Consider the following 13,576-nt stretch of genomic DNA (forward strand, 5'->3'; position numbering starts at 1 on the left):
TTGGTGTAACCTTCAGAATAGACAGGTCCTATGCATAGCCCAGGTATGTTGCCAGTGAAAGGGATGCCACTGCATATATCACTGCAATCATACTGGCACTAGCAAAGGCACCTTCGTACGCTGGTAGGCATAGCCTTAGCCTGTAGGCATAGAAAGAAAAGCCTTACTTTAGTCATAAATCTAACAGAGAGCAGCTACCACACAGCTAACTGTTAGGGCTAAGAAAAGGCTCATTATTAGAAGGGGGGCTAACTAAGAGTCTTTTCTTAGAAGTGTAAAAGTTCAAACTACCTAGGATGTGTTTTAGCTTTTACATCTTATATATAGTCCCAAGGTATGAAAATTCCCTGAAAAATTTTAGGGAATTGATAAAATAATTTGAAATATATAGAGACAAGTGATAGTATGAAGCTAAAAATGGCATATAGGTGATAGTATGATATATTTAAAATCCTTTACATTTCCTAATGAGGATAGGGAGTTTAGATTTATTCTTTCGATAAAAAGAAAATGCTACGATTCGTTTTATCCTTTTAGAATATTATCAAAAAATGATTTGAGACAAATAGATTTTGAACCCATTACCATTCTTTATGGTGGAAATGGTTCAGGAAAATCGACTGCACTAAATGTCATTGCCGAAAAGCTCAGCATTACAAGAGAATCCCTTTATAATAGAACAAACTTTTATGGGGACTATATTGATATGTGTGATATGGAAATAGTAGAGGAAATTCCAATGGAGAGTAGGATTATCACAAGTGATGATGTCTTTAATTATATGCTCAATATCCGTACCATTAACGAGGGGATAGATACGAAACGAGAAGATTTATTTGTAGAGTATTTGGATTTGAAGTATTCCCAGTTTAAGATGAAGTCCTTAGAGGATTATGAACAGCTTAAAAAGGTGAATCAGTCAAGAAGTAGGACCCAGTCTAAGTATGTAAGACGCAATCTTATGGATAATATTCGTGAGTATTCTAACGGCGAGAGTGCTTTTAGATATTTTACTGAAAAAATAGCTGAAAATGGCTTATATATATTGGACGAGCCTGAAAATAGCTTATCTCCACAAAGGCAGCTAGAATTAATTAAGTTTATCGAAGACTCCGCTAGGTATTTTGGGTGCCAATTTATTATATCCACCCATTCCCCTTTTCTGTTAGCTATTAAAGGTGCCAAGATATATGACCTAGATGAGTATCCCGTATCTGTGAAAAAGTGGACTGAATTAGAAAGTGTACGCTGCTACTATAACTTTTTTAAAGGACATGAACATGAGTTTTAGATAGGGTGTATAGTACAACGATAAAGGCAATTAATACCTCAAATTTTTAGGGGTGTTAATTGCCTTTAGTAGTTAATAGTCTATTTTAAGAGGATGGCTTTATAAATCACGCTATTTACTGAGTTAGAGCTCTAAGAAGGGCTTTGTCAAGGAATTCAATTTGTGTAATCTTATGATTCACTAGAGTAGCATGGCCTAGGACTTTAACAGGTATAACTTGATTAAAGTGATCCTCTATTTCCACGCGTGCTTCGAAATGATAAGATTGGCTATTTTGTTTATCTTGAGTTACTGTAATAGCTTTAATGTTAATAAACTTACCAGTTTCATTAGCTACTACATGATATTTATCACCATAACGTATTTGGATAAAACGCTTGAAGGCCTCTTCAGTGAAGTAGTCAGCATAAAGCTGTTCAAGTACATCAATAAAACCATCTAAGTCTAAGTTCGGTTCAAGAATATCTTCATTTGGGGTATCTAGTACTTGTTCACATACAATTTCAATGATTTTTTCATCCCATGTTTTTGCTTCACTTGCGAGGCATTTTATAAAGGCTATCACAACAAGCATCCATACTAAAATAAAAAGAATCATGATCACTATTCCCCCTTACTTCCCTTAGCAGGATGTGTATCACTACTAGTTTATGAAGGAAGTGCCACATATAGTGCACAACTACATTATTTTTTTGCCCCTATCCTAAGCGAAGCATTAGGCTACTCCTTCCAAGAACATGAAAAGAGGGAGGGGGCTCTGTAATACACCTTTGGAGCTTTTGGGAAGAACTTCAGGAGTTAGATAGCGACTAGAAGTTCTCCAAAAGCGGAAATAAGTGTATGGAAGAGGCCCTCTCCCTCTCATGCATGTTTAAATTTTTAGCTTATGCTACGCTCTAAGCAATTCATATTGTGTTGTATAAAGATGACAATAGCCACCGCCTTTAGCGATAAGTTCATCATGTGTACCCATTTCTAAGATTTGACCATCTTGGATGTAAATAATCTTATCGGAGTTTTTAATAGTAGAAAGTCTATGAGCGATAACGAATGATGTTCTACCTTTAAGGAGTTCATCAAGTCCTTGTTGAAGAAGTACTTCAGTTTGGCTATCAATACTGGAAGTGGCTTCATCAAGAATAAGGATTTTAGGGTTAGCAAGAAGTGCTCTTGCAAAGGAGATAAGTTGTCTTTGACCTACTGAGAGTCTATCTCCACGCTCATTAACGACTGTTTCATAGCCGTTTTCAAAAGTCATAATAAAGTCGTGGGCTTTAACCACTTTAGCAGCTTCAATAACTTCCTCATCTGTCGCATCCAGTCTACCGTAGCGGATATTTTCCATAATTGTACCAGAGAAGATGAAAGAGTCTTGCATCATAATACCCATTTGGCCTCTAAGAGAAGTAAGGGTAACTTTGCTAATATCGTGCCCATCAATTAAGATGCGACCATCGTTAATATTGTAGAAACGACTAATGAGGTTGATAATGGTTGTTTTACCTGAACCTGTAGGTCCTACAATAGCTACACGTTCACCAGGTTTAGCTTCAAAGCTAATACCTTTTAGAATCATTTCATCCTCTTCATAAGCAAATTTTACATCTTCAAATTCTACATGACCTTCGATTTTAGGAAGCTCAGTTGCATCATCACAGTCATGTACAGTTGGTTTTTCATCCATAAGTTCAAAGATACGCTCAAGGTTTGCCATAGCATTAATAATGGTGTTATAGAAGTTACCAAGGTTGGTAATAGGACCCCAGAAACGCCATACATAAGCTACGAAAGCAACAAGAAGACCAACTGAAATATCATCGACAAAGATAAATACAGCACTGAAGTAAACAAGCGCAACAGTAAGTGTTGCTACGTTATCCATAATAGGCCAAACTAAGAAGTTTAGTTTAACAGCGCCTAGCCAAGCATTACTGTATTCCTCGCATACGTGTTCATTCACACGCATACTTTCTTCTTCATGGGCAAAGGCTTGTGTAACACGCATACCATTAATACTTTCACTTACATAAGCATTCATATTAGATTGCTTCGTACTAAGTTTTTGATGCGCCTTTCTTTGAAGCGCTTTAAGTGGGTACATGATACTCATAAGAATGGGTACACCAATTAAGCTGACAAGTGCAAGCCTCGTATCAAGTACAAACATAAACACCATAGTTAAGATAATGCTAAAAATATCTGCTACTAAGTTAACAAAACCGTTACTTAATAAATCACTTAAAGAGTTAATGTAGTTTACAACCCTTACGAGAATTTTCCCGTGAGGACGGTTATCGTAATATGTAAAAGGTAATTTCTGAAGGTTTACAAATAGATCATGACGCATATCAATTAAGATATCTTGACCTACACGCCCCATAGTGATAAGACGGTTTTTCATAATCCAGCTAATGCCTATAAGAGATAAAATAAAGGCTATTGTAGCGATGCAAAGTCCTGTTAAATCTTTAGCTGGAATTAAATCATCTAAAGCTATTTTAATAATATAAGGGCCTAAAAGGCCAAGTAGACTTGAAATAACCATGAGGAACATACACCATATGATCGGTTTTAAATAGGGTCTCATATAATCATAAAGGCGTCTCACATGGTACATGTTAAAGCCTTGTTCTAACGTTTCATCCTGGTCGAAGGTATTACGTGCCATCTAGTTCGCCTCCTTTTGTGTAAGCTCAGCAAGTTCTTCATCAAAGTCACCAAACTGTGTATTAAATACTTTGTAGTATTCACCTTGAAGTGCCATCAGCTCATCATGTGTACCTTGTTCAATAACGCGTCCACGTTTAAGTACAAGAATAAGATCCGCTGCTTTAACAGAAGAAATACGGTGTGCAATGATAAAAGTTGTACGCTTACGTGTCGATTCGTTAAGTTTTTGTTGGATTTTCATTTCTGTTTCCATATCAAGTGCAGAAGTTGTATCATCTAGGATAAGCACTGAAGGGTCTTTAATAAGGGCACGCGCAAGAGCAATACGTTGTCTTTGCCCACCAGAAAGACCTACCCCTCTTTCACCTACGATGGTGTCATAGCCTTCAGGCATGTTGCGGATAAAGCTATCGGCTTCAGCCATAGCGGCGAATTGTTGAATTTGGCCTGATGAAGCACTTGGTACACCATAGCGAATATTAGCTTCAATGGTATCAGAGAAAAGGAAGACCTCTTGCATAGCCATAGCAATGCTTTCACGTAGTGTTTTAATATCATAGCTACGAATATCTTTGCCATCCACAAGGACCTGACCACTAACAGGTTCATAGAAACGACAGATTAAATTAATTAAAGTAGATTTACCAGCACCAGTATGGCCGATAATACCAACGGTTTGGCCAGGTTCCGCTTTAAAGGATACTTTCTTAAGCGCATCTGTATCTTCAAAACTGAAAGATACATTTTTGAACTCGATTTTACCTTTAATGCGCTCAGGAGCATGTGCATCTTCGCGGTTCTGAATTTTAGACTCAGTCGCTAAAAGTTCACGGATTTTAGCTGAAGCAGCAATGAAGCGCTGTGAGTCATTAATTAAGTAACCAGCAGAACGCATAGGGTTATTAAGGGCCCAAAGTAAACCGTTAAAGACCATAAGGTCACCTATTGTCATTTGGTCATAAATAACTAAGATTCCACCTACAAAAATCATAACAACAGTCAAGAAGCTTGCTAAGAATTCTAGAATAGGTAAGTAGTGCTGTGTTACATGAACAGTGTCCATATTTGCTTCCTTATAAAAGGCATTTTGTCTATTGAATTTTTCAATTTCATAGTTTTCCTTAGAAAAGGCTTTAACAATACGATTACCACTGATATTTTCTTGTACAACAGAGTTAAGTCTAGAGTAAGCTTCTCTGGCTTTGTGGAAAGTAGGCCCAATACGTTTACTCATTTTCATTGTGAAAAGTACAATGAATGGGCAAACAAGAAGCATGGCTAAAGTAAGTATAGGGTTAATAAACCACATACACACAATCCCGATTACAAATACACTTACATTATATAAGATATTATAAACAACCCAGGCAATAAAGTGTCTAAGCAGGTCAGTATCTCCTGTCATACGTGCCATAAGGTCACCCGTTTTCATTTGTTTGTAAAAGTCTACATCTAAAGTTAGAAGCTTATCAAATAAGTCTTTTCTAATACGTAACAAGATATTTTGAGAGATACGCTCAAAGTTCATTTGGTAAGTATACGATATGATGTTTTTAACAAGAGCTGTTGCAATTGTTACAAGTAGAATAGGTACTAAGATATTTGTTTCGCCACCTTCTAATACACGGTCAACAATAGTACCACCTAGGATAGGGTTAATCATACTGATTAAAGCTGCTATAAGTACTAAAACAAGGCATGCGCCATATCTAAACTTATAGTCTTTCAGATATCCCCATATCCATTTAAATGTCTCCATATATGTCCCTCCTAATAAGTTAATTCAAACTAACACAGTTCATTATATAAAAAATGGTAGAAATAAAAATGTATTATATTAACCTATTGCTGTATTTTCTTATCATGGTATACAATAGTTTTAAAGTATAATATTAATGGAAGTAAAAGAGGGTTGTTATGTTAATTCCCATACAGTGTATAGATTCATTTAATCCGCATGTTATGTTTATTATTCATGCAGTAACCAATAAAGATAATGTTTACCCAACTACCTATCATTCACATGATTTTGTAGAACTTTCTATCGTCACTTCAGGTCAGGCTCACTATACCATTGAAGGGGAGCACTATGTGCTTAAAAAAGGGGATGTGATGGTATTTAATCCTGGTGTACATCATCAGGCATTAGTAGACGCTAGTATAACATGTACAGAGTTACATATTGGTATAGGTAATCTTAATATAGACTGTAATGCACCTAATTATATGAAATCCTTAAGTTGGCCACCTATTGTAACCATTGAGAAATATAGAAATGAATTCGAGCAGTGTTGTAAAGAAATAGAGAAAGAACAGAGATTAAGAGAGCTTGGACATAGCTTTATGCTTAAAGCATTAGTGATGAAGCTGATTTTAATCCTTTACCGTGAAATGGATGAATGCAGTCAACCACCATCTTTAGAAGCTTCGCAATTTGCAAGCAGAGATAAGAAAGTTATCGTACAAAGTCTTATTGACTATATGAGTTCTTATTATATGGAAGATATATCTCTTGATAATATTTCAAAAAATATGTATTTAAGTCCTGTTTATATTTCTAAGATTTTTAAAGAAGAAACAGGAACTTCCCCTATTAATTATCTCATTCAAATTAGACTTGAGAAGGCTAAGCAAATTTTAGAAAACAATACCATACCTATTAATATGGTAGCTAAAGCGGTAGGCTATGAAGATGCTTATTACTTCAGTAAGCTTTTTAAGAAATACTATGGTATGTCCCCGTCAACATATGGGAAACAGAAGATTGCCCAGAAAAAATAAACTTTTTAGGGATTAAATACCCCCTCATTTTGCTGATTGCGAAGTGAGGGGGTATTTTCAGCATTTTAATCCATGTTATCGTTATCCCAGTATGTATAAAAATGAATAAGTTGTTAATAACAAGTTGCCAGGCAGTTAAGAAAAGGTAAATTTTTGCTTGTCATATGTATATAGAAATGCTAGTATAGTAAAGAAAAAAGATTAGATGATAATTAATATTTTTAGTAGCAACTATAAATATGAAAAGGAGTGAAAGAGTGCCAAAATTAATTCGAAAAATGGCAATGATTTTATCATGTGCGATGATGGTACAAACATTTACACCATTAACAGCAGTATATGCACGTGAGACCGTAGATATTAAGGATCAAGATGCTAATGCTAAGGGTAATATATCTACTTCTATCAGATTTGACTATCCATTTGCTTATAAAAAAGTAAAGAGTCAAGATATTAAGGTAAGCTTAAAAAAAGGTAATAGTAGTATAGTAGAAATACAACTTGGAGCTAAGCCAGAAGTAGCTAAGAATCTAGGGAATTACCCTGTAGAAATCGTTGCTAAGAATGTTCACGATGTGGAAATGACTACAGAAGATGTCATAGGTTCTTACTATATCAATATAAAAGATCTAGAGCTAGGTACATATAATTTCGTATATGAAGGTGAAGGTTATAAAACTTATACCACAGAAGATATCATCATCAGCGATTATTCAAAAAATGTAACTGTAGGGACAGGTGATGCTACTTTTTCTTATGGAGACATTAATGGAGATCAAAAGGTAACAGAAGATGACCTTAAGGAAATAGAACAAAATATAAAAGATGGTATTCATGATCATGATATTAACGGAGACGATAAAGTTGATATTGTAGAATTAACATATGTGAAACAACAGCTTGAAGCTAAAGGAGAAGAAGTACAAACGGATTTAGCGGCTATTATTTCACAAAGTGTTATGGTATCCGTTGATGAATCCATTAAAGATGCAGGGCTTGAAATTGCTGATGGAAATAGTGTAGCAGATTTATTCACAGGCGAAACTCAAGTTAAAATACAAAAAACTTCAGATGAAGGAAAACTTGAGATACCTATTAATCTAGGTGATAAAGGTATAGAAGCACAAGTGATTGAGCTTGTATCCCCTGTAGCTGAAGGTGGACTTGAAGGTGGAACTGTCATTGTTGAGTATGAGGAAAATGGCGAAACAAAAAGAGAGATCCAAACTTTTGGTTCATCAGTAGAAGGCTATAAAGGTATAAGATACACTGGACGCTCAGAAGATAAAAATAAGATTGTTATTAATCTTGGAAAAAGAGTTCCGGTGAAACGAGTAACCGTTTCAGTAGATAAGGTAGTTGGGGAAGATGGAAATCCTAGCTATGTTGTAATGGAAGAGGTATCCTTTGTTAAGGATATTGCATCCAATGTATCCCCTAATGATAAGACTGCAATTAAAAATGTTATATTAACTGAAGAGAATGAAGCTATTACTCTTGAATGGGATCCAGTTCCAAACGTAGAAGGCTATAGAGTATTTTATGGGGAAAAATCAGGCGAGTATACAGGTGAGTTAAATGTAGATGAAGCACGTGCAACCGTAAAAGGGCTTGAAAACTTAACACCTTACTACTTCATGATTAGAGCTACATCAGAGGACTGGATGGGAACACCATCAGAGGAATACAGAGGTATTCCACAACCTTCAGAAAAACCATTACCTCCAGATTTCTTAAAAGTAGAAGAGATGAATGGTGGGCTTAAACTTAACTGGGGAAAAACAGACAATGCTACTTATTACAAAGTCTTCTATAAAGAAGCAAGTGCAGATGATATAGAGTATAAGCAATTTATACCAGCAGGAAGTGAAGATGGTAAAATAGTAGCTACATCAGCAGCTATAGGCGGTCTTAAAAATGATGTAGAATATAACTTATATGTTGTTGCAGGTAATAATATAGGTGAGAGTAATCGTTCACTAGTCGTGACAGGAACACCAGAGAAAGTGACACTTGAAGGGCCTATTTTACCAAGTAAAAATAGAATCGATGTAAGTGAAATCGAAGATGTAAAACTTGCAGTTCCTAGTAACGTAGATGAGACATTCTATCCAAACGGATTTAACCTAGAATATAATTTAAATGACACGAAGGATGGTATTAAAAACGTAGTAGATAATGACTATGCAACACACTGGACTGCAAAAGACTGGTGGGTAAGTGGCCGAATAGACTTTACTTTTAAAACACCGCATGAGATGAACTATGTTGTTTTTGTACCAAGGGTAGATGATCCTAAATATACAAACACCCTTACAAGATATCATATTACTGTATGGGAAGAGGGGGATGATTTATCTGGTCCTGGAAAAGAGATTATAACAGATAAAACACGCCAACTTAGAACAGATAAAGATGGAAGAGCGTATGCTGTATTTGAATTCCCAAAAACAAAAGTAAAGAAAATTGGTGTAAGAGGTAGAATGAGAGATGGAGGACCAGCATTACATAGTGCATCAGAAATAGCATTCTATGACTATTATAGTGTAGATGAGGAAATCAAATCATTATTTGCAGATGATGCATTTACAACTTTAGCACCAGATGTAACAAAAGAAGATATTGATGCAATTCGTGCAAAATTAAAGGATGAAGACTCTTATTATGTAGATTCAACTATTTTAGCGGATGAGCTTAACCTTGCAGAAGCATTACTTGCAAAAGATACTTCTAAATTAGGTATGATTAAAAATGATTTTGTATCTATTGATGCAAGTAAGGATGTTAAACGTATCAATGACTGGAGCCCATTAGGCCTAGTAGGATATGCAGGTAAGAAGGTAACAATCTATGCAGATATCCCAGAGGGAGAGAAGATAGAGATTATACCTACCCAGTATTATTCAGAAGCAAACTCGCTATCAGACACACCTATTGAACTTGTAAATGGTAGAAATATCATTGAAATCGAAAGGATAACAAACCTTCAAGTTACAAGGGGGGGATCATTATACTATAGATACTCAGGTAACAAAGGTGACCAAATTAAGTTACACATTCGAGATACTGAGGGAGCAGTAAAAGAAATCCCAACTTTAGAACTTTATAACTGGTATGAATTAAGCGAAACAGAAAGAAAAGCAAGAATATCAAAATATATTGATGATCTTGTAGCATATGCGCCTAATAAACTAAACAATAAAGATACGAACCCAGCAAACTCTACAGAAATATCAGGAAGAAATATCCTGTTATCTCTACCAGCAGATCAAGTACTTGCAGGTATTACAGCTGCTACACCAGATAAAGAGGCTCAAATCGAGAAACTTTACAATAATATGCTTGCTTGGGAAGAAGTGATTAAGATCACACATACTACATATGGACTTGATAATCCATTAGATGTCCTTAAGAGCAGACAAAATATAAGATATATGAGAATGTTCGCGAATGCATTTATGTATGCAGCAGGTAGCCATATTGGTGTTGGATACGGTTCAACAGGTGCATTAGTACAAGGAAAACCAACATCTGTAACAGGTGAAGGCAATGCAAATGGTCTATTTGGATGGGGAATTGCCCATGAAATTGGTCATAATATGGATAGATTAGGCAAAGCTGAAATTACAAATAATATTTATTCACTTATGATGCAGACTTATGATGGTAAAGATAATAGGCTTCCATCAAGATTAGAATTATCTGATAAGTACGAAGACATTTATAAAAAAGTCGCAGTAGGCGATAAAGGAATGTCAAACGATGGATTTACACAGTTAGGTATGTACTGGCAGTTACATCTTGCCTATGACAATGGTGCAGATGATAAAGCTAATGGACCATTAAGTTTCTATAATAAATTATTCAAGGTATACGATAGTGGTAAAGTAAATGGCTTTACTGGAGAGGATAAGTTCGCAGTAGCTGCAAGTATGGCAGCAGAAAAAGACTTAACAGAATTCTTCACCAAGTGGGGCATGGACTTATCAGATGCTGTAAAAGCGGAGATGAAAAATTACTCTCAAGAAGAAAGAAAGATTCAGTACCTTACAGATGAGTCAAGAAGATATAGATTAAATGGTGGTACGGGAATCCAAGATGTGGTATTTGATGCAACAGCATCCGTTGCAGATCCTTCAGAAGGTGAATCAAATGCAAATAAAGTTAAGATCACCATTCGTTCAGATAAAAGTATTAAAGAAGATTTATTAGGATATGAAATCTTCAGAGATGGTAAACAAATTGCCTTTATTACAGACACTACTTATGAGGATGTAATAGGCTCAGCTAATAATAAAGCATTTAAATACGAAGTAAGAGCCATTGATTCACTAGGAAATATAGTAAATGCTGACGTTAATAATGGAAAAGTAAATGCAGGGCAAGTTAGAATTGAGCATGACAATGTTATTGATAGAAGTCAATATCGTATTGAATTTGTAGGCGGAGATGCCTTAACAACTACAGGACCAGCTTTAACAACTACAGGACCAGCCCTAATCTTATCTTTCAATAAAAAGACACCAGTAACAGGTATTAGGGTAAAAGCTAAAAATAATAGTACCTTACCTGAGGGAACATTTGAGATAGCAGTAGGTAAAAAAGCAGGAGATGGATACCATTACCTTACAGCTAAAGAAGGTGACTTTGAGTTTAATGAAGCGGCAGATGCAAGCAAATTCATTACTTACTTCAATAAACCTGGAGCATCTTCAAAAGATACAAGAATTTGGACTTATGATGCTGATGTAATCCGTATAACAGGTGAAAACATTGATGAAGATTTCCTTAGCCAATTTGATGTTGAACCATTAAGTTACCCTGGTGATAATGTAGCCTTTGAAGATTACAAAGTAGGTATTATGGGACAAGACTATGAGTATGATGATGTAGATGGTGTGAGTGCAATTGAAGAAGGCACACTTGTTATTGTAGGTACTTATAGAGGAGATCCACTTTATAATACTATTCATATTGTAGGTAGATACGCTGGAAAATCAGGTTTAGATGAAGAGATGACTTATGTAGAAAGACCGATTAATGGTGAACTCTTAATGTTTGCTGAAGTACCTGAAGATGGTGAAACAAGTGATATTAGTGATGGATTATTTATCTTTATCCCAGATGTGCAAAAAGAAGAAGAACTACAAGGTGACTGTTCACAGTTAAGTGTGCTTCCAACAGAAATTATGGCGAAGATGTATAGATATGATACAATTGAGCATACTGGAACACCAAGGGTAACAAGTACAACATTATGGTATGGAACACCTTCTTATGATTCTATGCCAGAGATTATACTTAATCAGGGAGCGACATCATTAATACAGGAGGACATGTATGAAGAGAACTAAATTTGCCTCAGCTATTGCAGCAATGCTTATATTTGGAAGTAGTACCGTATTCGGTGCTACTCCAAGCATAAATTTACACAATAATGCGAACAACACTGTAACAGTAAAAGTTCAGGATATCCCAAAAGACATCTATGGTATTCAGATAGAGCTCTTAACTAAAGATACACTTACAGAAGATGTTGTGTTCGAGCCAAAAGATAAAGAGGCTTATAGCTTTACTGTAAGAGACGGTAATAAATTAAGCATATATATTACAAGTAATCAATTATTGAACCTAGGTAGAGAAGCTACTTTAGGAGACTTAATAGATATGCGTAACGATCAATTCCTTGATTCGGCAAGCTATAAAGTCGTTGATTATTTCCTATCTCCAATAGATACACCAAATGTAGGAGTAGACCGAACAGATGAGAGTACTGGTGCAGAACCAGAAAAACCAGTAGAGCCGGAGAAACCAGTAGAGCCGGAAAAACCAGTAGAACCGGAAAAACCAGTAGAACCGGAAAAACCAGTAGAACCGGAAAAACCAGTAGAACCAGAAAAACCAGTAGAACCAGAAAAACCAAGTAAGCCAAATAAACCAAGTGATTCAAATAACTCAGGCGGATCAAGTAGTTCAAGTGGATCAAATAAACCCAATAAACCAAGCGACAAGGTAGAGCCAGAACAACCAGTTGAGGAAGAGAAACCAGTAGTACCAAGTGTACAATTTGCAGATACACAGGGTCACTGGGCTTCAGAGGCAATTGGAAAAATGGCAGGACGCGGTATCTTAAAAGGTTATGAAGATGGTACTTTTGGACCAAGTAAACAAATTACAAGAGCTGAATTTGCAGCTGTCGTAGCACGTGCCTTTGGATTTGAAGGGACAGCAGCAACATCACCATTTAAAGATGCGGAAATCGGTAAATGGTATACAGAACCAGTTGTAAGCTTATATGAAAAAGGTATTGTAACAGGACGTCCTGATGGGACATTTGGTGTGAACGATTCGATTACAAATCAAGAAATGGCAGTAATGATTTCAAGATCACTTACAGCATTAGCAGTGGAACTTGAAGGAGAAAGAAGCTACGTGCCATTTAAAGATGCAGATACAATTGGCTCATTTGCACAAGATGCAGTTAAAGAGCTTTATGAAGCTGGTATTATAAGTGGAATGCCAGATGGTACATATAAACCAAAAGACTCTACTACAAGAGCACAAGTAGCGGTAATTATGGATCGTATTTTAACAATTTTAGATTGAGAAAAATTGATTTAACATATTTTATCTACTCTACCCTATAAAAAAAGCAACTTAGTTAAAAGACTAAGTTGCTTTTTTTATAGGGTAGAGATGAAGTACAATAGCGTTATGTGTTGTAATGTTTTTATTTATTTTAAATAGAGTGATGGAAAATAATAGGAATTCATATATTATACCAGTAGGGGTTATCCGAACTGATTCCAAAATAAGTTTCAGGAGGAGAGATGA

7 protein-coding genes are annotated in these 13,576 nt (G+C 35.7%); 4 read left to right on the forward strand and 3 right to left on the reverse strand.

Annotation, left to right across the window (positions count from 1 at the left end; all coding sequences use genetic code 11):
* Positions 1–436 precede the first annotated feature (436 nt).
* Positions 437–1,291: an AAA family ATPase gene (locus H8718_RS05060; RefSeq protein ID WP_249332041.1), complete on the forward strand. Its 855-nt coding sequence runs from the start codon at positions 437–439 to the stop codon at positions 1,289–1,291.
* Between the two features lie 115 nt (positions 1,292–1,406).
* Here the strand turns inward: H8718_RS05060 and H8718_RS05065 are convergent, their stop codons facing one another.
* The 3 genes from H8718_RS05065 to H8718_RS05075 form a co-directional block, all read right to left on the reverse strand.
* A complete protein-coding gene (locus H8718_RS05065; RefSeq protein ID WP_249332044.1) occupies positions 1,407–1,889 on the reverse strand; it encodes a hypothetical protein in 483 nt (160 codons plus the stop codon).
* A gap of 291 nt (positions 1,890–2,180) precedes the next feature.
* Positions 2,181–3,959: an ABC transporter ATP-binding protein gene (locus H8718_RS05070; protein ID WP_249332045.1), complete on the reverse strand. Its 1,779-nt coding sequence runs from the start codon at positions 3,957–3,959 to the stop codon at positions 2,181–2,183.
* Positions 3,960–5,720, reverse strand: a complete 1,761-nt coding sequence (locus H8718_RS05075; RefSeq protein WP_249332047.1) for an ABC transporter ATP-binding protein — start codon at positions 5,718–5,720, stop codon at positions 3,960–3,962.
* 158 nt (positions 5,721–5,878) lie between these two features.
* On the opposite strand from H8718_RS05075, the gene H8718_RS05080 reads away from it, so the two are divergent.
* The 3 genes from H8718_RS05080 to H8718_RS05090 all read left to right on the forward strand — a co-directional run bounded on the left by H8718_RS05080 (position 5,879) and on the right by H8718_RS05090 (position 13,348).
* The gene (locus H8718_RS05080; protein WP_177671882.1) at positions 5,879–6,742 is read left to right on the forward strand and encodes an AraC family transcriptional regulator; all 864 of its coding nucleotides are present in this window, start codon (positions 5,879–5,881) and stop codon (positions 6,740–6,742) included.
* Between the two features lie 257 nt (positions 6,743–6,999).
* On the forward strand, positions 7,000–12,096 hold the full coding sequence (locus H8718_RS05085; RefSeq protein ID WP_249332049.1) for a M60 family metallopeptidase: 5,097 nt from the start codon (positions 7,000–7,002) through the stop codon (positions 12,094–12,096).
* Complete coding sequence (locus H8718_RS05090; protein WP_249332050.1) at positions 12,083–13,348, forward strand: S-layer homology domain-containing protein; 1,266 nt, start codon at positions 12,083–12,085, stop codon at positions 13,346–13,348. Before H8718_RS05085 ends, H8718_RS05090 begins: the two co-directional genes overlap by 14 nt.
* Positions 13,349–13,576 lie beyond the last annotated feature (228 nt).

It is taken from the genome of Zhenhengia yiwuensis (genome assembly GCF_014384995.1).
GTDB lineage: Bacteria > Bacillota > Clostridia > Lachnospirales > Cellulosilyticaceae > Zhenhengia > Zhenhengia yiwuensis.

What these genes read in the sequence shown, in the direction of transcription:
- H8718_RS05065 (WP_249332044.1), bottom strand. Translation starts at nt 1,889, where the DNA reads ATGATTCTTTTTATTTTAGTATGGATGCTTGTTGTGATAGCCTTTATA.
- H8718_RS05070 (WP_249332045.1), bottom strand. Translation starts at nt 3,959, where the DNA reads ATGGCACGTAATACCTTCGACCAGGATGAAACGTTAGAACAAGGCTTT.
- H8718_RS05060 (WP_249332041.1), top strand. Translation starts at nt 437, where the DNA reads ATGATATATTTAAAATCCTTTACATTTCCTAATGAGGATAGGGAGTTT.
- H8718_RS05080 (WP_177671882.1), top strand. Translation starts at nt 5,879, where the DNA reads ATGTTAATTCCCATACAGTGTATAGATTCATTTAATCCGCATGTTATG.
- H8718_RS05075 (WP_249332047.1), bottom strand. Translation starts at nt 5,720, where the DNA reads ATGGAGACATTTAAATGGATATGGGGATATCTGAAAGACTATAAGTTT.
- H8718_RS05090 (WP_249332050.1), top strand. Translation starts at nt 12,083, where the DNA reads ATGAAGAGAACTAAATTTGCCTCAGCTATTGCAGCAATGCTTATATTT.